This is a genomic window from Belliella marina, assembly GCF_042682445.1.
Classification (GTDB): domain Bacteria; phylum Bacteroidota; class Bacteroidia; order Cytophagales; family Cyclobacteriaceae; genus Belliella; species Belliella marina.
The window spans coordinates 74,428-97,526 of record NZ_JBHUHR010000031.1 but is presented as its reverse complement, the minus strand read 5'-3'; the positions used below and the strand labels follow the sequence as shown (position 1 = coordinate 97,526).

Annotated in this window: 15 protein-coding genes and 1 riboswitch; of the genes, 2 read left to right on the top strand and 13 right to left on the bottom strand. The window is 43.9% G+C overall.

Annotation, left to right across the window (positions count from 1 at the left end; translation table 11 throughout):
• Positions 1-40 precede the first annotated feature (40 nt).
• Genes tenA through thiM form a run of 4 tightly spaced genes read right to left on the bottom strand, consistent with a single transcriptional unit; the run spans position 41 to position 2,949 of the window.
• Entirely contained in the window at positions 41-697 is a 657-nt protein-coding gene (gene tenA, locus ACFSKL_RS11015) for a thiaminase II (protein ID WP_376886220.1), read from the bottom strand.
• Positions 684-1,511, bottom strand: a complete 828-nt coding sequence (gene thiD, locus ACFSKL_RS11010) for a bifunctional hydroxymethylpyrimidine kinase/phosphomethylpyrimidine kinase (RefSeq protein ID WP_376886218.1) — start codon at positions 1,509-1,511, stop codon at positions 684-686. Before thiD ends, tenA begins: the two co-directional genes overlap by 14 nt.
• Before the next feature lie 2 nt (positions 1,512-1,513).
• On the bottom strand, positions 1,514-2,158 hold the full coding sequence (gene thiE, locus ACFSKL_RS11005; protein ID WP_376886216.1) for a thiamine phosphate synthase: 645 nt from the start codon (positions 2,156-2,158) through the stop codon (positions 1,514-1,516).
• Positions 2,158-2,949 (bottom strand): hydroxyethylthiazole kinase, encoded by a 792-nt coding sequence (gene thiM / locus ACFSKL_RS11000; RefSeq protein ID WP_376886214.1) that lies wholly within the window; start codon positions 2,947-2,949, stop codon positions 2,158-2,160. Before thiM ends, thiE begins: the two co-directional genes overlap by 1 nt.
• A gap of 76 nt (positions 2,950-3,025) precedes the next feature.
• Positions 3,026-3,119, bottom strand: a riboswitch (TPP riboswitch).
• A 340-nt stretch (positions 3,120-3,459) separates the two neighbouring features.
• Between thiM and ACFSKL_RS10995 the strand changes: the two genes are divergently transcribed.
• Positions 3,460-8,205 (top strand): chitobiase/beta-hexosaminidase C-terminal domain-containing protein, encoded by a 4,746-nt coding sequence (locus ACFSKL_RS10995; RefSeq protein ID WP_376886212.1) that lies wholly within the window; start codon positions 3,460-3,462, stop codon positions 8,203-8,205.
• 1,048 nt (positions 8,206-9,253) lie between these two features.
• Entirely contained in the window at positions 9,254-10,396 is a 1,143-nt protein-coding gene (locus ACFSKL_RS10990; protein WP_376886209.1) for a 1-acyl-sn-glycerol-3-phosphate acyltransferase, read from the top strand.
• 41 nt (positions 10,397-10,437) lie between these two features.
• Here the strand turns inward: ACFSKL_RS10990 and ACFSKL_RS10985 are convergent, their stop codons facing one another.
• The 9 genes from ACFSKL_RS10985 to ACFSKL_RS10945 form a co-directional block, all read right to left on the bottom strand.
• Positions 10,438-11,652, bottom strand: coding sequence for a sensor histidine kinase (locus ACFSKL_RS10985; RefSeq protein WP_376886207.1), 1,215 nt, complete (start codon positions 11,650-11,652; stop codon positions 10,438-10,440).
• Between the two features lie 591 nt (positions 11,653-12,243).
• Complete coding sequence (locus tag ACFSKL_RS10980) at positions 12,244-13,284, bottom strand: hypothetical protein (RefSeq protein ID WP_376886205.1); 1,041 nt, start codon at positions 13,282-13,284, stop codon at positions 12,244-12,246.
• A 118-nt stretch (positions 13,285-13,402) separates the two neighbouring features.
• The gene (locus ACFSKL_RS10975; protein WP_376886203.1) at positions 13,403-14,431 is read right to left on the bottom strand and encodes a hypothetical protein; all 1,029 of its coding nucleotides are present in this window, start codon (positions 14,429-14,431) and stop codon (positions 13,403-13,405) included.
• 135 nt (positions 14,432-14,566) lie between these two features.
• The gene (locus ACFSKL_RS10970; RefSeq protein WP_376886202.1) at positions 14,567-14,887 is read right to left on the bottom strand and encodes a hypothetical protein; all 321 of its coding nucleotides are present in this window, start codon (positions 14,885-14,887) and stop codon (positions 14,567-14,569) included.
• A 72-nt stretch (positions 14,888-14,959) separates the two neighbouring features.
• Positions 14,960-15,769 (bottom strand): hypothetical protein, encoded by an 810-nt coding sequence (locus ACFSKL_RS10965; RefSeq protein WP_376886201.1) that lies wholly within the window; start codon positions 15,767-15,769, stop codon positions 14,960-14,962.
• Positions 15,770-15,772: 3 nt separating this feature from the next.
• Positions 15,773-16,474, bottom strand: coding sequence for a hypothetical protein (locus ACFSKL_RS10960; protein WP_376886198.1), 702 nt, complete (start codon positions 16,472-16,474; stop codon positions 15,773-15,775).
• A gap of 7 nt (positions 16,475-16,481) precedes the next feature.
• Complete coding sequence (locus ACFSKL_RS10955) at positions 16,482-17,213, bottom strand: hypothetical protein (protein WP_376886195.1); 732 nt, start codon at positions 17,211-17,213, stop codon at positions 16,482-16,484.
• Between the two features lie 83 nt (positions 17,214-17,296).
• Entirely contained in the window at positions 17,297-18,079 is a 783-nt protein-coding gene (locus tag ACFSKL_RS10950) for a hypothetical protein (protein ID WP_376886193.1), read from the bottom strand.
• A gap of 110 nt (positions 18,080-18,189) precedes the next feature.
• Positions 18,190-23,091, bottom strand: coding sequence for a collagen-like domain-containing protein (locus tag ACFSKL_RS10945; RefSeq protein WP_376886191.1), 4,902 nt, complete (start codon positions 23,089-23,091; stop codon positions 18,190-18,192).
• Between the last annotated feature and the right edge of the window lie 8 nt (positions 23,092-23,099).

Sequence of the window (23,099 nt, the reverse complement as noted above, 5' to 3'; positions counted from 1 at the left end):
GAATAGTCGAACTCAGGTTTGTAGTAAAAGAATCAAATTTTTAAATCGACCACTTTTCCATTTTATAGGCAGAATCCCAGAACATCCATTCCAACCTTGTTGCCATCTCAAATGCCTCCAGCATTTCTTCTTGAAGCTTTTCACTTGACTGACTGGCCAATTGATCCGCTATTTCCAAAGCATGCTGTACAGATTTGGCAAAATCTTCACCAGCGTAGGTGTCTATCCAATTTTTATATGGATTATCTTTGACCGTCTCCTGTTGGGAGTAAATATGATCCCCTACCTTCTTGTAAATCCAAAAACAAGGCAAAACCGCCGCCACAGCCACCTCAACATTTGAATAAGCTGACTTGGACAAAAGGTAATTCGTATACAAAAGGCAAGTTGGTGATGGGTTGATTTGATCGGGAATCCCCAAGGTTTTGAAATACCCTTCGTGCAAAGCCCTTTCAACCACAATGGCACCGGAAGCAAATTGGGAAAATGCCAATACCTGATCCAAATCCCTTAATCTACCAGATATCGTACTCAATGCCTTTCCAAACTCCCCCAAATAATATGCATCTTGGGCCATATAAAACTTAAATCTCTCTTTGGACAAACTACCTTGAAGTAGCTCCTGGTTGAATGGCATGGTGATTATCTGTTCATAAATAGGGACTATTCTATCCCATGCTTTTTCAGTCCATTTCATTGGTTATTTGTTTTTGAGGATTGTAAAAATGATTCAGTGGCCCACTTCCATTGCCTGTTTTTATTTGTTGTCCATAATAAATTGCCTGATTGACATAATCCCTTCCAAAAGCAACCGCAGTTTCCATATCCATTCCCAAAGCCAAACCAACTGCTATGGCCGAAGAAAGTGAACACCCCGTCCCATGGACATTCTTGGAATTGATCTTTTCACTTTTGAGAATTTTCAATCCAGTGCTTTTTGAGTACAAAAGATCATAAATGACTGATTGGTCCATATGCCCCCCCTTAATCAAAAGTGCTGTGGGGAGTTCATTCAAAAGTGATTCCCCAGCAGCTTTCATAGATTCCAAATCACTGACTTCTTTTCCAAATAAAATCGAAGTTTCATCCATATTCGGGGTCAACAATGTAACTAAAGGGAAAAGCTTTTCCTTAATGGCTTTTACTGTTTCATCTTGGATCAGCTTGTGCCCAGAAGTAGAAACCATCACAGGATCGAATACGATCGGGATTTCGGGATACCCTTTCAAAATCTCCACCAACACTTCTACCACCCCAGGCCTATCAAGCATTCCTATCTTGATCGCTTTTGGTTTGATATCTTCCATAACAGCCCGCAACTGCTCACCGATATGTGATGCCGGTATGCTATGAATGGCATTCACTCCTTTTGTGTTTTGGGCTGTAGTGGCAGTAATCACGGTCATCCCATAGCATCCAAGCGCTGAAATGGTCTTCAAATCAGCCTGGATCCCAGCTCCTCCACTACTATCAGATCCTGCTATACTCAATACCGGTACGTATGTTTTCATATTCATCTAAACTTCAATCCTTGTTCTATTTCTTTTCTGAATGATTCAGCTGCAACCGCTGGACTTACCGCACTACAGATCCCCGACACCACAGCCAAACAATCTGCTCCGTGTGAAATAATCTCTTTTGCGTTTTGAGTCTTGACGTTTCCGATCGCCACCAATTTTTTATTGGTCAGAGACCTCAGTTTTGCAAGCCCTTCCAATCCCCATTCGGAAATCGTATCTTCCTTGGTAGGTGTGGAAAATATCGGGCTAACACCCAGATACCATGCTTTTTTGGAACTTGGTTTTTCCAAATCCTCCATGGATTCTACAGAAATCCCAATAGGAAAATTAGTTCCCAGCAACTCCCAAACACGCTCCAACGGTTCATCAGATTGCCCTAGGTGAACTCCAAAAGACTGTACTTTTGCTGCCACCAGGATATTATCATTGATTATCAGGGGAACATTATACCGGTCACAAAGTGTCTTCAACTTTTCTGCCTTTTGGATAAAACTATCCAAAGACAGTTCTTTTTCCCGTAGCTGGACAATGTCTACCCCACCTTTGATCGCCTCTTCCACTACCCAAAAAAAATCCCTGCCAAGGCATGCTTGTTCGTCTGTCACCAAATAAAGTCTATATGGAAAATCGGTTTCCATCAGAATTCAACCTTCATCCTTTTCATCAATTCCCCACTGGTCAAATTATACAAGGTATCATACAGGTGCAACTGTAAGGTACCAGGCCCATCTGATTTTTCGGCTGCTATTTCACCAGCAACCCCCAATACAGCCATGGCTGCTGTAGTTGCCAAAAAAAGGTCTTTCTCAACCCCTGAAAATGCGCCAACTATAGCTGAAGCTGTACACCCCATCCCCGTAACCTTTGCCATCATAGGGTGACCATTGTCCAAAGAAACCACTCTTTCTCCTCCAACAATAAAGTCCTTCGCACCTGAGACACAAACTATACAACCAACCTCTTTGGAAAGGTTAATTGCTGCCTGTACAGCTTCACCAGAGTCATGGATGCTATCCACACCCCTGCTTTTGATGTTAACCTGTGCCAGTGAAAGGATTTCTGAAGCATTGCCTCTGATGACACTTGGCTTCAATGCCAGTAATTTGCCAATAGTCTCATTTCTATAGGGAGTAGCACCAGCACCCACCGGATCCAAAACCCAAGGTTTGCCTAAATCATTGGCTCTTTGGGCTGCCAAAAGCATACTTTCTACCCAATATTCATCCAAAGTCCCAATGTTGATGACCAAGGCATTCACAATACCTACCATGTCCAGCACCTCAGACTTGGCATGCGCCATGATCGGGGAAGCTCCCAAAGACAGCAAAGCATTGGCTGTATTGTTCATGACCACAAAATTGGTGATACTTTGGACTAAAGGTGATTTCTCTTTTAAAGTTTCAAAACAATGACTGATAGACTCTTTCATTTTTTCAATTTTAAGGTTTGAAAACTTCAGAGTCCAACTTTAAATGCTGGAAAAGATCAACCAATGCCACTGGCATTGTATTGAGATGACTTATTTCTTCCGCTGGCATGATCCAGTATCAAGTTCAAAGGGTATGATCTCAGCCTGAACAGGCACCCCCAAAGTTTCATATGCTAAATTATTCCCAATCCCTTTCAAAAAAAACTAAATAGCGATTTATATTTTATGACTATCCGCTTTCTTGCACGTAGCCAAACAATAGATTGTTGGATGAATGATATGTGGTTCTGTTGACTACTCCGCGGCCACAAGTGTGAACTGTTGTCTGCTGTCTGTTGACGATTATCCGCAACATTATGCCTTTGTTATTTATTTACTGGAAAAGTAGCGGATAATCATATTAATCATTTCATAACAACTATTTTCAAAACATTTTAAATTGAATTCGCTAATTTTAAAAGCATTTATACTGTCTAATCCAAAAGAAGTCAATTCTTAAAACCCTTTTACATGAAAAAATCTCTACACAAAACACTATTGCTCGTCTGGTTATTTATGGGAATGTTTGAGCTTTATGCCCAAACAGCCACGATAGCAGGCTGGACATTTGGTACTGTAACAGGAGAAGAGTCTCCACTTGCTGACCAAGGCAACACCAACAATGTCGGTGTACAACAAATCTCCGTAACCGGAGCAAATATCACAGGATATATTGCTGGGTCACCCGGAAGAGCAATCACATCAAGTGCCTGGGCTGGATCAGAACCTGAAAAAGCCTGGATAATCCCAGTCAACACCATTGGGTTTGAAAACCTTACCGTCTCCTTGAAACAAAGGAGCTCAAATACAGGGCCAAGGGATTTCCAACTGCAATATAGCACAGACGGTTCCTCTTGGTCAGATATACCTTCTGGTACAATCACGGTAGCCAACAACTTCACTTCCGGAGTTTTGAACAGCTTAGCGTTGCCATCAGTATTGGACAATTCACCTTTGGTCTATATTAGATCATTGCTGGTTTCTGGCATTGCTGTAAATGGAAGCCCCATTGCCAATACAGGCACCAGTGCGATTGATGAAATTTTTATCAGTGGAAATGAATCTTCCTCCGAACCACTTCCAACTACAGCTACACCATCGATCAGCCCAAATGGCGGATCATTTGAGGAAGCACAATCAGTCACTTTGGTTACAGACACTGATGGAGCGACAATTTATTACACGCTGGATGGAAGTGTTCCAAATCTGGGAAGTACACAATATATCTCCCCTATCCAAATCGAAGAAACGACAACGATCTCTGCAATCGCTTTCAAAGATGGCTTCAATGTAAGTGAGGTAGCAACTGCCGCATTTACCATTTCACTTCCACAAGCACCTGCTGGCAGCATACCATACAACCAAGATTTTGCGCAATTTGTGAACCTAAGCAATCCTGTATCCAGCTTCGGCTCAAATGGGGAATGGTCTTTTTCAGGTTCAGTTTTGAATTATAATGGTGCTTTTGGTACAGGAACAGCAGGTGGTTTTAGAGGGGGTGATGTATTGGGTTATCAGCATACCGGTACCTCCGGGGTAATAGAAGCGACATTGACTCTGGAAAACACGACTGGTTCTACAATCAATGAATTGGAAATCTCCTATGAAGGAAAAGTGGGCAGAGTAGACCAAACAAGATTCCCTGAATGGACGGTATCTGTAAATGGCATTGAAATCCCTGATCTTGCCTACAGTACTTCCGATGGAATCGACAAACCTGTTATCGCACTTATAGATGGGCTGAATATCCTTCCAAATGAGTTGGTGAATATTTCTTGGTCTTCCGACCGGGGATTCAATGCCGGTGGTGGAAGCCGTCAGATTGGACTGACAGCCTTAGACATCAGTGTTCCAGTAAGTCTAGACCCCATAGAATTTGTCAATTGGGATTTCACAGGACAACCGGGCAATCAGGCTTTCACGGAAGGAAACACACTCACCTCTGGGGTTCTTGCCAGTGATTTTGCTCGTGGATCTGGAATCAACCCAGCTGCTGCTGTCAACTCCATCAGCTCCAACGGTTGGAATGCAGGGGAAAACAGATACTTTACTTTTGGGTTCACGGTAGCTCCAGACAAATTAATCGATCTCTCCGCACTCCAGTTGGGTTCTACCTCTTCCAATACAGGTCCTAGGGATCTGGCATTGGTATACAGCGGGGATGGATTTACGGCTAGATTGGCAGAATGGACACATACAGGTACTTTTGTAAATCAGGTGATAGATTTGTCAGGACTGCAAAACTTGTCAGGCGAAGTTGAATTCAGGATAATCTCCACCAGTGATATATCAGCCAATGGTGGCACTGTAGCAGCCGGGGGAACACTAAGGGTTACCAATTACTTCTCTTCCGAAGGATCGCTCCCTGTTGCATTCTCTGGAGTTGTCAAAGATGCAGCCGGGGTAATCATCCCAACATTGACAGTCGATCCTAGCTCGCTTGATTTTGGCATTGTAAGCTTGGCGGATGAATCACCTGTCCTAACATACGAGTTGTCTGGATCTAATTTGGAGGGGGATGTCACTGTGAGCAGTACTTCACCGTTCAGTGTTTCCAAAGACGGGATAAACTTCACAAATTCCATAGTTTACTCACTCGCTGAATTGGCTTCTAGCCAAACAATTTCTGTGAAAATCGACAACAGCACAGAAGGTGTATTCAGTAGCTCAATCATACAGCAGACAACTGGAACATTGCCAGTTTCCCTGCCTGTCTCAGCTTCGGTTTTTGATCCATTCAATATCTCCGAAGATTTCAATGCATCCTGTCCAAACCTCCCTTCAGGCTGGTCTGCAATAAGCGTATTGGGAGATCAGGTATGGGCATGTACAACTTTTGGCAGGGCAGGTACGACACCTACTGCATCTGCGCCATCAGGCTTGCAGATCAATGGCTTTGCCGGTGGGGCTGTCCTCAATGAAGACTGGGTAATCACTCCAAGCTTTGATTTGAGCGGCTTCAACATCCCATTGATGTCCTTCTGGAGCAGGGTAGCATTCCAAGGCCCAAGATTGAAATTGATGGTTTCTACAGATTACGAAAGTGGAGATCCTAATACAGCAACATGGACGGAATTGAGCGATAGGTTTGCAAATGCCGATCAGTGGACATACTCTGGGGAAATTGATCTTTCAACTTATTTGGACCAAAGTATCAGAATTGCATTTGTATACTATTCATCTCCAGAAACAGGGGCAGCAAGATGGACTTTGGATGATTTTGAACTGTTCAGTTCTGATATTCCGGCATCTCCTTTCTTCTCCAACAGTCTTGGAAATGTGGACTATTTCCATTTTGGGATTACTCCTGTCAATACACCGTCAGCAGTTACCAAGACATTCAATTTCAGTCTTTCAAATGCAGTGGATAATCTGACGATTTCAGCGACCGAGGCATTTGAATTTTCTAAAAACGGAGCTGATTACGCAAGTATTTTGACATACACTCCAGCCGAATTGGCAAATCTGAATACAGTCACAATTAGGTTCAGACCAAATCAGGAAGGGGCTTTTGCAAGCCCAATCAAGTTCGAAAGCGAAAATGGAGACATCACAGAATCCAAAGGCTACCTCACAGGTGCAACAATAGAAAAAGACAAGACTTTCGATGTTGTCAATTGGAATATCGAATGGTTTGGATCTTCCAATTCGGGACAGGGACCTACAAATGTGGATCTTCAGCTACAAAATGTAAAAACCGTCATCGAAGATTTGGATGCCGATGTCTATGCTTTCCAAGAGATCACAAACCTAGACAAATTCTACGAATTGGTAGATGCACTCCCTGGCTATAGAGGTTTCCATTCACCAGCAGTATCCCAAGCAGGTGATTTCAGTGAAGCACAAAAGCTCACTTATCTATACAAAACAGCCACGGTGGATTCCGTGACGACAAGAGTACTACTGAAAGATGTGAACCCAGCTGATTTGGTGAATTACCCTTCAGGTGCTGACAGGTTCTGGGCAAGTGGCAGACTTCCATATTTGTTTGAAGTACGAACCAATATCAATGGTGTACAACAAAACATCAATTTGGTCAATGTCCATACAAGATCCAACGGTGGTGGAGAAAGCGCTGCCAATCCTAGATATGCCATGAGAAGGTATGATGTCAATGTATTGAAAGATTCCCTTGACACCTATTACCCTGATGTACCATTGATTCTTTTGGGGGATTTCAATGATGATCTGGATGAAACTGTTGCTGATCAGAATGCAGCAACGGTCAATACATCGGAGACGTCATTTATCAATTACATCAATGATTCGGCAAGCTACACCCCTATCACGATCAGCTTGAGCAATGCAGGATTAAGAACATACCCTTCATTCGAAAATGTAATCGATCATCAGATTATCTCAAATGAACTCAACAACAATTGGATTGTGAATTCCGAAAGGATTGTGGCTCCATATGATTTGATACCAAATTATGACAACACAACTTCTGACCACCTTCCTGTCAAAACCCGATTTACCTTAAAATGCGATATTGAATCTGCTATGGTCATCGCTTCAGAATCTGAAGTATGCGCAGGAAGCAACAATGTCACTTTCGAGCTAAGCGGTGGAAACTATGACAGCGTGGTAGGTTGGGAAATATCTACAGATGAAGGCTATACTTGGACAGGAATAGATGGATCTGCAGAACTGACCAGCATTGAGCTGGAAAACCTTGTAGAGAGTTCTATGGTCAGGGCAATTTTGGATTCCAATGTATGTGACCCTATAGCGACAGAGGCGGTATCGATCGGCATCAAAGTCTTGCCAATACCAATCATCGCATTTGACAAAGGGAAGCTGTTCACCTACGAAGGAGGGCAATCTTACCAATGGTTCAAAAATGGCGTGCTGATCCCTAACACTACATCGAATGAATCCAGAATCAATGGAGCTGGTATCTACACCGTGCTTGTCACAGATGCCAATGGATGCTCTGCGGAATCCGAACCGTTTTCCTTCCCGGTAAAAGGGAACCAAAACAAGGTCAAAGTATTTCCAAATCCAGCAAACAAATTTGTATTCATTGAATTGAAAAAAATGGAGGGCTTACAAAACATTGAACTGAGAACTGCGAGCGGAGTTTTGATCCAATCAAGGCTTTCTGATGAAAAACTTGTTCAGTTTGATGTTAGCACATTGGCTAAAGGGATATACCTGATCATCATTACCGATGGATTTGGAAGTACTTCATTGGAGCGACTGATCATCAAGTAATTATTTGAAACCAGAATAAAAAGAGCCAATCCCAAAATTGATATTTGGGATTGGCTCACCTTATATTGTGTTGCGTAGAATCTTAGAGACAAAGACTTGAGAGAGAGAAGCGTGAGACGAGAAGCGAGAGACAGAGATACAAGACAAAAGAATCGATATAAGCTTCGCGATATAAATAGATAAAAGCCTCTTCCTGACGGAAGACAAGTTCGGCGATATATTTAGGGTCGAGTTCAAATGACGATTGTGATTACAAAAAGTGTCAAGTATTTTCAAGACGAGACATAGAAACAAGAAGCGAGAGACAAGAGACGAGAAACAAGATACAAGTGAGAATCGAGAGAAGAAAAGGGGTATTAACCCCGAATGGGCCTGCCTGACGTCAGGCAGGGTTGAACTTCTCTAATCACTAGAAAAAAGTGTCAAGTAAAGTCAGTACGTGACAATGGACAAGTATGTGAAACATGAAAAGGATGTCTTGATTTCAGTTCGAGATTTCTCTCTACTGTCTCCCTATCGTGAGATAAATTCGAAATGACCACTAAGTCACCTCGACGGCAGGAGAGGTCTCTTTACTTGGACTAAGAGGCTTTTAAGATGATGAAAAGAAAAACAATAAAAAAAGTGTCAAGTAAATTCAGGACGAGACATAGAAACAAGATGCAAGACAAAAGAATCGATATAAGCTTCGCGATATAAATAGATAAAAGCCTCTTCCTGACGGAAGACAAGTTCGGCGATATATTTAGGGTCGAGTTCAAATGACGATTGTGATTACAAAAAGTGTCAAGTATTTTCAGGACGAGACAAAGAGAAGGGAGAAAGGCATAACTTTCTCCCTTCTTGTTTTATTACGTGATGGATACACAGAATTTACATTTATGAAATGATGGCTTTACTCCTTATGATACAGCCTCTTTTCTATATTATGGGAAATAGTACTTTAAAACTTTCTCAGATTTCCTGCTCCAATTTCATTTTACACATTTATTAAAACCATCTGTTTCATCATTTTTTTGTTTATTTGCATTGCACTAATTAGATAAGCATGTCACCTTTTGAAGATATTAGACCTTTTTATGATACGGAAGTGAATGATGCCATCAAGGAGATCATCCATCATCCCATGTTGAAGGCTATGATGAATTTTACTTTTCCAGATGCATCTGACGAATATTGGAAAGACCTGATGCTGCATTGCCATTCAATCAGGGATTTTCAGATCAACTTTATTTACCCGGCAGTTCAAAAAGTATTGGAAAAAAGCTCTGAAGGGCTCAGTACTTCCGGATTTGACAAACTGGAGAAGAACCAATCGTACCTGTTTATTTCCAATCACAGAGACATCATTCTAGACACCTCCCTATTCAACGCGAGCTTGTACGAGAATGGCCTTTCCATGACTACTACAGCCATTGGGGATAATTTGGTAAAAAAACCTTTTCTCAATTCATTGTCGAGGATGACGAGAAATTTTACCATTAAGAGAGGCTTGCCGGCAAGGGAACTTTTGGAAAGCTCCAAAGTGACTTCTGCCTTCATCAAAAATGCCTTGTTGAGAGAAAACAGATCTGTATGGATTGCACAAAGAGAGGGAAGAACCAAGGATGGAAATGACGAGACCCATAAAGGGGTACTCAAAATGATCTCTATGGCTTCTGAAGAAGAGAATATCATTGACTACTTCAAAAGCCTCAACATTGTACCCATATCTATTTCCTATGAATACGATCCAACAGATGTCTTGAAAATGCCCGAACTTTTGGCAAAAGCAAAGTCTGAGATTTATGTCAAAGGGGAAAATGAAGACTTTTTCACACTACTGAATGGGATCATGGGACAGAAAAAAAGGATCCATATCCACGTAGGAAATATCCTCAATGAGGAAATTGAAAATATTGGGGCTGAAGAAAGCAACCCAAACAGGCAATTCCAAGCTATAGCTGACTTGGTAGACAGAAATATTCTGTCAGGATACAAACTCTGGCCTACAAATTACATTGCCCATGACTTGCTGTTTGGTGACAATGAATACCAAAGCATGTACACCGAACATGAAAAGGAAGTATTTGAAAAAAGATTCAGAAAAGGGGTAGACACCAACGACCCAATGGCTGTCAAGAGTTTTTTGGCAATGTATGCAAATCCAGTGAATAACCAGAAAAGGGGATTAAAGGAGATCATTGACTGATCTCCTTTTTCAATTTCAGATTGACTTGGGTGTGTTCTTTCTCAAACAGGTAAGGTTACCGTAAATTTTGTACCAAGTTTTGAGGAATCTATAGCAATAGTTCCGTTGATTTTATCTATCAAGTGTTTTACCAAGGTCAGCCCAAAGCCAAAACCTTTTTCCCCTCCGGTACCCAAAGTAGAATTTGCAGCTCCCCGCAAGATCTCATTGATTTTTTCTACTGAAATCCCTACACCTGAGTCCTCAACTACCATCACCAAATTTTTGGAATTTTCCGACACCGCCAAATCCAACGTGACATTTACAAAGCCTTTTTCGGGAGTAAACTTGATGGCATTGGATACCAAATTGCCTACTATCTGAAGAAGTTTGTTCTTTGGAAAAGGTACATGGTCTTTTCCATCCTTATTGGAAACTGAGAACTTTACATTTTTTTGAACAGCTTGGACACTGTACATGTCAAGCAATTTTTCTTTGAGTGTCTCAAGGCTGAATTCAACGGCATGGTTGATTGCTATTTTCTCCTTTTCAGGCTTAGCATAGTCTTGGGAAAGAATCTCATCAGCCAACTCCAATACTGACGTACCACTTCTTTGTATCAAACTGATAAATTCAAGCACCTCTTCCAACTGGTTTTGCTTGCCTTGGTCTTGGATCACTTTGGCTAAGCCTATGATCCCTCCAATCGGCCCCCTGATATCATGGGCTACCTTTTTTTGGTTTTCTTTGATCTCCAACATCCTTCCCTTGAGATCATGGACAGCCTTTAGGATTTTTAATCTGTTGACAATCTCATCGGCAATGATTTTCAACATTTCGATTTTCTCTTGGGATAGGCTCCTTATCTCTGTATCCACTACACAGAGTGCACCTAAATTATTCCCTTCAGCCGTAGTCAGGGGAATTCCCATATAGTATCTTAACTTTGGATCTTCCTTTACAAATATTTTATCCAAAAACCTTTCATCTGCAGACAAATCCATAATCTCAAAGTGGTCATTTCCCATTATGGTATATTGGCATACACTTTCCTCTCTCGGTGTCTGGGAGGTGGGAAAACCATAGGCAGAAACTGACCATTGGGTAAAAGAGTCGATCAAATTCACCAAAGAAATATCTGTCCCTGCTACTCTTGCCGCAAGCTTGGTCAGGTCTTTAAACTGCTGGTCGAGCTCAGTATAATCCAAATCATATTCGCTTAATTGTAGTACTCTTTCAAACTCCTTTTCAGGTATTGGGGGTGTGTAAACTTTCATTGTTATTGACAAAATTTAATTTAATAGAAATTAAAATATATGAATTAACTCTAAAAAATCCAGTAAATTTTTCATATAATTATTACTGTCATCTGACTAAATAAAGAAAATTAAAATAAAGTCTTCTAATATTTTTTAGGGTTGTTTTTTAGAGTTCAAGAGTACCTCCTTTCGTAGGGGAAACCAATGGGTTAACATGTTTTGAAGCTCTTTTCGAAATATTTCACAAAGGACCGGACTTTCATACACCTACACTTGATGACTGTTTTTGAAAACTACCATCACCATTGTGGAAAAATTCTCTACTTATTTCCCATATGTGTACAAGAATGTAACTAAACTACTATCGGCTAAAGACCGATAGGTTTGGTTTCGCCTAAAGGCAGCTAAGGTGCATCCGAGACTTAGTGTTTGTGAAAAACTTGGTGATCTTTGTGGTTATAATTTTTACCACCAAGTTCACCAAGAAAAAAACACTAAAGTCTTCGCTTAAAGGCGAGGGGTTTTCCCACAGAGTGAGGCATTAAGTCACAAAGTATGAATACCTGCCATATTTGAATCTTGACCCTGCTTAACCCCCTTCTTCGTCTGCTAGTTTTGGAACTTCACAAAATCAAGATAAAATGCCGGGTTTCCTATGTTAAAGTCAGGAACAACTGGGTTAGTTTTCCCGGCAAAAACAGTGTATGTCCCCGGAGTTGCGAAATAAAGTACCCGACTCTGATCCCGGGGAGACATCATTTGGATATCTGAGACATTACAATATCCTCTCCAAACTTCACCAATTCCATTGATATAAAACCAATAATCATTGCATCCTGACCGAATTGTAAGACCGCAACGAAAAAAATACCATCCTTTTTCAGGAATGACCACAGTCAGTCCCGTATTTAAATTTGCTCCTCCGGCACCACCTCCAAAAGGATTTACAAGAGTTCCTGCAGCCGGAGTCCAATCATCGGCAAATGCAGTCATCACCGTGGTGGACCAGGTAGCTACACCATCAGCATCACTGCCCAAGACTTTGCCAAATCCCTGTGTTCCGTCCACAATCTTAAGGGCTCCTGCTGTTGTACCGTTGTTGATTTCCAAGGGAACCGTAGGGGATGCCGTACCTATACCCACACGGTGGTTTGCAGCATCTACTGACAATGTGGTACCGTCAACAGAAAAGCCGTTGGTGGCTGAAGAAGTAAAGGCAAGCGGAAAATCCCCCTGCGCTACAATAGTACCCTTATTGAGCGTACCCCCCAACTCCGTTTCCGTACCGTTTAAAGTAAGTCCGTTTCCCGCTGTATAATTGAAGGCATCATTGCCTACTTTCTGCCAGATGATTCCATCAAAAAAATAATATCCTGCCGCCGTAATATTAGCTGTTTTTGTACTGGCCACAGTTACTGCCTCCGTAGCATAAATTAAAGCCCCTATCTGGTCTGGACCGTACACAGCATCCGCTGATTGTATCTGGTCACCTGTAAGTCTGGGTAGAAGAACACCTTCAGCACTGCTCCCGTCAGTCATTTTTGCTGTGACATCAAGTGTTGCTTTTGGCTCCGTGGTATTTATGCCGACCTGGGCTGATGCTATATTGCAGACAAGCAATAGAACAATGCTAGAGAGTACTTTTTTCATCGTTATTTAATAAGTGTTAAGTTTAAATGGAAATTTGACAGAACCATTTATGGTTTTCATAATAATCCAAACCTGATAAAATGTCACTTTTAAATTATTCAATATTGACACTATTGATTTAAAACGGCCCGACAGCATATGTTTCCCTAAAATCAAGGTCTCCAGTGAAAAAGCCTGTATGAAACCAAAAATAGAGAGTTTGTCCACTTGTAACTGTAACTCTAAATCCAGGAATGGTATTTTGTGATCCATTGGTGACAAATACCCATTGAGCCGCCATACCGGCTTGGGTATTACTTGAAGTGCTGGTTGACAAGGCAGTGTTGACAAAAGCATGTGTGCCACTGGGATGGCTTGTCGAAGGCGATAACATTCTCCACCTGGCATAAACCATGTAGGTACCCGCTCTGGGAAAAGTTATAGATCCGCCTGAATAGGTGTGCGTTGCAGCAGAAGATGAAACGTTGACTAGATTCCCTATAGTTCCTTCAATCATTGAACCGGCCAGTGGATTCTGCCAGCTTGCCGCACCAACCGCATCGGAAGTCAATACCTTTCCAGCTTCTTCGGTCCCGTCAGTAATCTTCACCTGTCCGTTTATATCCAATTGTGCTGTCGGAGTTGTGGTTCCGATACCCACTCTGTTGTTGGCAGCATCAACTGACAATGTGGTACCGTCAACAGAAAAGCCGTTGATGGCTGATGAAGTAAAGGCAAGGGGAAAATCCCCCTGTGCTACAATAGTACCCTTATTGAGCGTCCCCCCTAACTCCGTTTCCGTACCGTTTAAAGTAAGCCCGTTTCCCGCTGTATAATTGAAGGCATCATTGCCTACTTTCTGCCAGATGATTCCATCAAAAAAATAATACCCTGCCGCCGTAATATTAGCTGTTTTTGTACTGGCCACAGTTACTGCCTCCGTAGCATAGATTAAAGTCCCTATTTGCTCGGTACCGTACACAGCATCCGCTGATTGTATCTGGTCACCTGTAAGTCTGGGTAGAAGAACACCTTCAGCACTGCTCCCGTCAGTCATTTTTGCTGTGACATCAAGTGTTGCTTTTGGCTCCGTGGTATTTATGCCGACCTGGGCTGATGCTATATTGCAGACAAGCAATATAACAATGCTAGAGAGTACATTTTTCATCCTTATTTAATAAGTGTTAAGTTTAAATGGAAATTTGATAGAACTGTTTATCTATATCAATAAAAATCCATATCTGAGTAAATTATCTATTTGATTTAAAATGGTAATGGTCTGTATATGCATTGTTTCGCCATATTATATAAGTCCTGAGATCTTGACAAAGGTTGGATGATAGGTATTCTTAAAGTAGACTGAAAGGTTGATTTCTTTTTGATACAAAAAGAACAAGGATGTATCACCGTCCATTTCATTGACTTTTTTGGCAAACTTATCCCTATTTTTATGCTCGTCAAAAAAGACGACATCAGGTCTAAGCATAAGGTTTCTCCATATTTCCTGGATACTTTCTTCTTCAAACCGATAAACCCCCAAGGTTTCGAAAATGGAATCCGGAAGGGAAAGGGACTTGACAACTCCCTGCCTATCGGAAAGCCAGACAATACTTTTCTTTTTCATTTTTCCTTCATTTATCTATTTTCTTACAACCAACAAAGCCAACTTCGATGGATCGATCACCTACAACCGTACTTACGGCAACAGTTCTATTTCAAGCAGCATTTCGTCCCAAGCAGCCCGGGCCTCAGCGATATTGGGATCATCTTCAAACCGGTCTTTTTTCACCAGCAGATATAGTGTACTCCCCACTTCCATATCCACTACGGTCACATTGACCCTGGAAGAGCGGGCACTGCCGACACTGGGCAGGTGAAAAAACGTATTGATCAGTTGGGCAGTGTTTTCTTGCAAACCGATGATGATCCTTCCTTTCACATTTTGGGAATAAGCCGGCGTAATTTTGAAAAAATCACCACTGACTCTTATCAAGTATCTCCCCGCCTGATTGAATACTATCCTGTTTCCCGACAGGCTCAGTATATCGTGTCCCGACTCTTTTACAATCGAAGCCGGACTTACCGTTACCTGCTGAAATTTGAGATTAGTCTCCACATTGGCGGTTCCTCCATCGGTGCGGGTTTCGATATAGGGATATCCCACAATGGTATAGACCCTGTCCGGGAAAGTATAATCCACTTCCGGAAGCACCCACTGTGTCCCATCAAAAAAAGTATAGGCCTTCAGGTCTGTATCATATACCACCAATCCTTCCGCAGGATCAACTATGGCATCTTTCTGAGCGGTGGAAAGTCTGGGGGACAATACTCCCTTATCCGTGGACTGTAGATCCAATACCGCTGAAGGATGAGGCGTATGGGTACGGATTCCTGTCTGCTGCGCAGATACGGTAATTCCCAAAAGAGACAACCCCCAGAAAAAGGCTGTAGCAAAGACCAACTTTAAATAAGGAGGGGTATTCATTAAATGACGTTGTATTTGCATGTTTTATTCGATTACTTTTATAATGACAAATGGGTTATAAACACCGTGTGAAATGGTAGTAGCCTGACGGGTATAGCGGAACACAAATTCCTCCCCATTGCTGATGTCTATGATTCCCTTGGCCATTGTATTGTTGTCTCCGGGGTAGCTGAAAGGAATATCGATAAAACCTTCCACGAAGTTCTCCGGATCGGATTCGGAGTACAGTCCTATGGATTGCCAGGTTACGCCTGGATCAGAAGGTTTGTGAATACGGGAATGGAGCGTGATTTCGTATTTCCCCGGTCTGGTCACTCGTAGCCTTTGGCTGTTGGCTCCGTCCGTGATGATACCATTCGGATTGTATAGGATCGTTTTGCCCCCGGATGTAGCTACACTTCCGGCATTGGGAATGGCATCAAACCGTACAATGCCCACCATTTGTGAGGTCAGCACTTCCTGACGGGGAAAGCAGTCCCAACGTCCATCGGCATACAGCATAAGGCAATGAAAATCCAGATCATATACCTGCAAACCTTCGGCGGGATCAGGAATAGCCAGTCTTTGGGCAGTAGTCATCCGCGGGTACAGTATGCCCTTGTCAGTAGATACCACATCAAGTACGGAGGAGGCGTCCGGGACGGTAGTTCCTATTCCTGTCTGTGCATTTGCCATCAAAACACTGAACCATAACACCAATAAGAGACATTGTAAGTTTCTTCTCATCTTCGATTTATCTTTTAATAGTAAGCATATTGTTTTGGAATCCGATATTATGGCCATCAGAAGCGTCCGTTTTCCTATACCATAGAGTGAGCAGGTCGCCGGCCACCAAATCCGCTACCATTGTAATTCCCATCCCTGTACTGTTCCTAGCTCCTTCCGGGGAGGCCCCGATCGATGCGTCGGAGAGCTTCAGGTTTGCGCCATTTCTCCTCAGCATGGTTCTGCCCGAGAACTGGACATCCGCAACAATTCTTTTCATGACTCCGGTAAGCTCCAGAACATAGGTTCCCGTTTCCAGAATCCTGACTGTCTGAGAATTCATTATCTCGGCATAATCCGCATCCGAGGCCCTGAAAATAATACTCAATCCATCCATCTGTTTAGCCCCCTGGGAATCTGCTCCCGTCCCAGTCTCCATATCTCCGAAAGTATAGATTTGATAAGAGGAGGAGAATTTAGTCTCATAAGACCTCACCCAACTCACGCCGTCAAAATAATACTTGGCCTGTTGGTTGGTCACATAAACCTCCAGTCCGGCTGCGGGATTCGGAATGGCATCACGCTGTGCGGCTGTCATTCTTGGGATCAACAGTCCTTTATCGGTGGAACTAAGTTCCAAGGCTGCAGAAGGATGTGGGTCGGTGGTTCCAATTCCCGTTTGGGCATGGGAGACCACTGTAGCCAGAAAAAAAACTATCCATGGGCATAGCATATGATATTTCCTTACATAATCTTTCATGACATTCAATTTCATTGATGGTTATTTCCTTTTGACATTACTTCTGTCCCATCCTGACAGTCTAAGGTCTTACTTTTCCCTTTTTATAAACCTACATGTTGTATGACAATATTGAAGTTCCTTGCCCTATGCTCTGGATCAAAGCTAGCTCCTCCTCCTCTAGCAAGGATTACAGGACCTATGGACTCACCGGGATTGAGGTAAAGGATCCCACTGGCATTTAATGAGTTCCAAAAAGCACTCCCTCCCCGGGTTAAATAGTTGTTTAAGCTAATTCCATTTGAGTCAGTACATGCGTCTGCACAGGCAGAATTACCAATAAAGAATGTTATGTTCTGACCTAAATTGGATCTATATTCTGCATGAATATTGATTTGATAAAAGCCGGGATTAGTTGCTGTAAAAGTACCAGATCCGTCCAATCCGCTACCTGTCCGCATGGATACTTCGTTGGTCAATATCATCGCAGTCCCTGTAGGCTGAAACTCTGTAAAAGGAACACTTTTGCCAGTAGCGACCACAGTTGGTATAAATCCCACTGTAGTGGCTGCAAGTTTTACCCATTCAGTACCGTTAAAGGCATATACACCTTCCTGATTTACATTGACCACTTGCCCGGTTTGTGAATCCGGTGCGGAGGTTGCATAGACAATAGCACCTATCTGAGCGGCTGTATAAGTTTTTGCAGCCAGTTGGTTACCCGTTATTTTTGGGGGTATTATTCCATCCATAGCGCTTGTATTGGCAGGATTTCCCGCCACTTCCAGCGTTGCGCCAGGCGTGGTTGTCCCAATTCTTGTCTGGGCATGGGAAATAGTCGCAAACAGGAAAAACACGGTCCATAGACATAGGATATGGTATTTCATGACGTAAGATTTGGCTAATGTTCGTTTCTTTAATATTCCATCTGTCCCGTCAGAGAGACGAGCTTTTCCAAAGTTTTCAAACTTTGGAAAAGTTCTCTACCGAGCAAGGCTTACTCTTTTCCCAGAAGCAGTTTTTCCAGTCTTTCGATCCGCTCACGTAATTCCCTGATCTCTGCTTCTCTGGCTTCCAGCAAGCGCTGCTGCTCTATAGTATGCAGGTAGAGTTCCTCTACTTTTTCCAGTACCTGTACAGAAAGCTCAGAAGCATTGATGATATAGTCTCCCCTTTCGTTTTTCACCAATGCATCTATCTTGGTAATGCCAGGTAAATGACGGTTTTCGTTGATGAATTTTTCCACATCACCCAACGATTTGAAGACATAATCTGATTTTAGTTCTGAAACTCCTTCAAAATAATCTTCAAATACATAATCCGCATAAATCGAGGTAGTAGTCAACATAGCACCGTTTATTGCCAGTACTACATCAGGGTTGGTTGTACCAAGCATATCATCGGTACCAATACCGATCTTACCCATTTGGTAGATATCCTGGGTATTGGCAGTTGCCTTCTCTCCATCTGCTTGGTTTAACCAAGGTTCCACCGCAAGAGTAGACAAGTCTATCGGAGCATTGTCAGCATCCTCGTTTGTATAGGTTAAAATATTCGTATCGGCATCAAACGTCAATGCGGTATTGGTTTCGGTAAAATCCGCAGTGGAGTTGATCACATAAGGGTCACCTGGGGTTCCATCTCCGGTTACAGTGATATCCGTTCCTGATGTTACTATAGTCGATCCATCCAAACCAGCAGGGCCCTGTTCGCCTTGGATACCTTGAGGACCTTGTTCACCCTGGATACCTTGTTCTCCCTGAGGACCTACTTCACCTTGGATACCTTGCTCTCCCTGGATTCCTTGCTCACCTTGTGGGCCTACTTCTCCTTGGACACCTTGTTCGCCCTGGGGACCTACTTCACCCTGAGGACCTACTTCACCTTGGATACCTTGCTCTCCCTGGATTCCTTGCTCACCCTGAGGACCTTGTTCACCCTGAATTCCCTGCTCGCCTTGAGCCCCCTCTAGAGAGTCTATAAATTCTTGTTCCGTGCCTGTATTTCCTTCGTTGATCCAGATTTCGTAAGCAGAAAGGCCATCTGCTCCATCCGCACCCGCTGGACCTTGTTCCCCTTGAATACCTTGCTCACCTTGAGGGCCCTGTTCGCCTTGGGCTCCCTCTAGAGAGTCTATAAACTCCTGCTCGGTTCCTGTATTCCCCTCGTTGATCCAGATCTCGTAAGCGGAAAGGCCATCTGCTCCATCTGCACCCGCTGGACCTTGTTCGCCCTGAATACCTTGCTCACCTTGGATTCCCTGTTCGCCTTGGACGCCTTGTTCACCTTGGATTCCCTGTTCGCCTTGGACGCCTTGTTCACCTTGAGGGCCCTGTTCGCCCTGAGGACCTTGTGCACCTTCTAAAGAGTCTATAAATTCTTGTTCCGTGCCTGTATTTCCTTCGTTGATCCAGATCTCGTAAGCCGAAAGTCCATCTGCTCCATCTGCACCCGCTGGTCCTTGCTCCCCTTGAATACCTTGCTCGCCCTGAGGACCCTGTTCACCCTGAATTCCCTGCTCGCCTTGAGGGCCCTGTTCGCCTTGGGCTCCCTCTAGAGAGTCTATAAATTCCTGTTCCGTTCCGGTATTCCCTTCGTTGATCCAGATCTCATAAGCGGAAAGACCATCTGCTCCATCTGCACCTGCTGGACCTTGTTCACCCTGGATTCCTTGCTCACCCTGAGGACCTTGTTCACCTTGGATTCCCTGTTCGCCTTGAGGTCCCTGTTCGCCTTGCGCCCCCTCTAGAGAGTCTATAAACTCCTGCTCGGTTCCTGTATTTCCTTCGTTGATCCAGATTTCGTAAGCAGAAAGGCCATCTGCTCCATCCGCACCCGCTGGACCTTGTTCGCCTTGAATGCCTTGCTCACCTTGGACTCCTTGTTCACCTTGGATTCCTTGTTCACCCTGAGGACCCTGTTCGCCTTGGGCTCCCTCTAGAGAGTCTATAAACTCCTGCTCGGTCCCTGTATTTCCTTCGTTGATCCAGATCTCATAAGCCGAAAGGCCATCTGCTCCATCTGCACCCGCTGGACCTTGTTCGCCCTGGATTCCTTGCTCACCCTGAATTCCCTGCTCGCCTTGGGTCCCCTCTAGAGAGTCTATAAATTCCTGTTCTGTACCTGTATTTCCTTCGTTGATCCAGATCTCATAAGCCGAAAGGCCATTCGAGCCATCTGCACCTGCTGGTCCTTGTTCACCCTGAATGCCTTGCTCACCTTGGATTCCTTGTGCACCCTGAGGACCTTGTGCACCTTCTAAAGAGTCTATAAATTCTTGTTCTGTGCCTGTATTCCCTTCATTGATCCAGATCTCATAAGCTGAAAGACCATTCGAGCCATCTGCACCTGCTGGTCCTTGTTCACCCTGAATGCCTTGCTCACCTTGGATTCCTTGTTCACCCTGAGGACCTTGTGCACCTTCTAAAGAGTCTATAAATTCTTGTTCTGTGCCTGTATTCCCTTCGTTGATCCAGATTTCGTAAGCAGAAAGGCCATCTGCACCCGCTGGACCTTGTTCGCCCTGGATTCCTTGCTCACCCTGAATCCCCTGCTCGCCTTGAGGTCCCTGTTCGCCTTGGGCTCCCTCTAAAGAGTCTATAAACTCCTGCTCGGTTCCTGTATTTCCTTCGTTGATCCAGATCTCATAAGCGGAAAGGCCATCTGCCCCATCTGCACCCGCTGGACCTTGTTCGCCTTGAATACCTTGCACACCTTGGATTCCTTGCTCACCCTGAATTCCCTGTTCGCCTTGGGCTCCCTCTAAAGAGTCTATAAATTCTTGTTCCGTGCCTGTATTCCCTTCGTTGATCCAGATCTCGTAAGCTGAAAGACCATTCGAGCCATCTGCACCTGCTGGTCCTTGTTCACCCTGGATTCCTTGCTCACCCTGAGGACCTTGTTCACCCTGAATTCCCTGCTCGCCTTGGGCTCCCTCTAAAGAGTCTATAAACTCCTGCTCGGTTCCTGTATTCCCCTCGTTGATCCAGATTTCGTAAGCAGAAAGGCCATCTGCTCCATCCGCACCCGCTGGACCTTGTTCACCTTGGATTCCCTGCTCACCTTGGATTCCTTGTTCACCCTGAGGACCTTGTGCACCTTCTAAAGAGTCTATAAATTCTTGTTCTGTGCCTGTATTTCCTTCGTTGATCCAGATCTCGTAAGCTGAAAGACCATTTGTTCCATCTGCTCCTGCTGGTCCTTGTTCGCCCTGGATTCCCTGCTCGCCTTGAAGTCCATCCAAGAACTCCTGCTCTGTACCTGTATTTCCTTCGTTGATCCAGATCTCATAAGCTGAAAGACCATTCGAGCCATCTGCTCCCGCTGGTCCTTGTTCGCCCTGGATTCCCTGCTCGCCTTGAAGCCCATCCAAGAACTCCTGTTCTGTACCTGTATTCCCTTCGTTGATCCAGATCTCAAAAGCCGAAAGACCATTTGTTCCATCTGCTCCTGCTGGTCCTTGTTCGCCCTGGATTCCCTGCTCGCCTTGAAGCCCATCCAAGAACTCCTGTTCTGTACCTGTATTCCCTTCGTTGATCCATATCTCATAAGCCGAAAGACCATTCGAGCCATCTGCACCTGCTGGTCCTTCTTCGCCCTGGATTCCCTGCTCGCCTTGAAGTCCATCCAAGAACTCCTGTTCTGTACCTGTATTCCCTTCGTTGATCCATATCTCATAAGCTGAAAGACCATTCGAGCCATCTGCACCTGCTGGTCCTTGTTCGCCCTGGATTCCCTGCTCGCCTTGAAGTCCATCCAAGAACTCCTGTTCTGTGCCTGTATTTCCTTCGTTGATCCAGATCTCATAAGCAGAAAGACCATTCGAGCCATCTGCTCCTACTGGTCCTTGTTCGCCCTGGATTCCCTGCTCGCCTTGAAGTCCATCCAAGAACTCCTGTTCTGTACCTGTATTCCCTTCATTGATCCAGATCTCATAAGCTGAAAGACCATTCGATCCATCTGCACCTGCTGGTCCTTGTTCGCCCTGAGGACCTTGTGCCATGTCTATTGTAACCTGTGTTCCTGCTTCATTAACGTACGAAATGGTTCCGTCTCCATTGTCAACTAAAACAGTAATGGTCTCATTCTGCGCCACAATATTCTCGATGTACTCTTCTATGGAATTAAAAGTATCGCCGTTGATGGTTACAGGTCCGCTGTTGACGATATCCCCAAACTGGTTGACCACCGAGGCTGGTACATCTACAACTGTTACCGTTCCGTCTTCACTGGTATGTGTGTAAGTCCCGTCTCCGTTATCCGCCAAGGTCGTGACAGTCTCATTCTGTGCCACGATATTCTCGATGTACTCTTCTATGGAATTAAAAGTATCGCCGTTGATGGTTACAGGTCCGCTGTTGACGATATCCCCAAACTGGTTGACCACCGAGGCTGGTACGTCTACAACTGTTACCGTTCCGTCTTCACTGGTATGTGTGTAAGTCCCGTCTCCGTTGTCTGCCAAAGTCGTGACAGTCTCATTCATCCGGACGATCTCTTCAAAGTCTATAACTTGTGTATTACCCTCACCGTCTAGGTAGATAAACTCATTGGAGACAGGGTTATATACCACAATATTATCCGGGAGTTCGACAGCATCCTCTATCTCACCTGAATTTACCATCCTGAGCCACCTATCATTATACCAATAATAAAAACCTGGCGTAATATCTTCAACAGTTGCAGTATTGAAGACCAATAGGCTATTGACATTGCCGTTGGCGATAGCGGTAGCATCGGTTGAACCATTCAGTTCCACTCTAGGGATAAGAATCCCTTTATCGGAAGCCATCACATCGAGTTGTGAGGATGAATTTGGCATTGGGGTACCTATCCCCACCTGCGCATTGGCATACCCTACCGCGAGCAGTAGCCCTAATAACAGTAATAGATTTTTCATATAGTAAA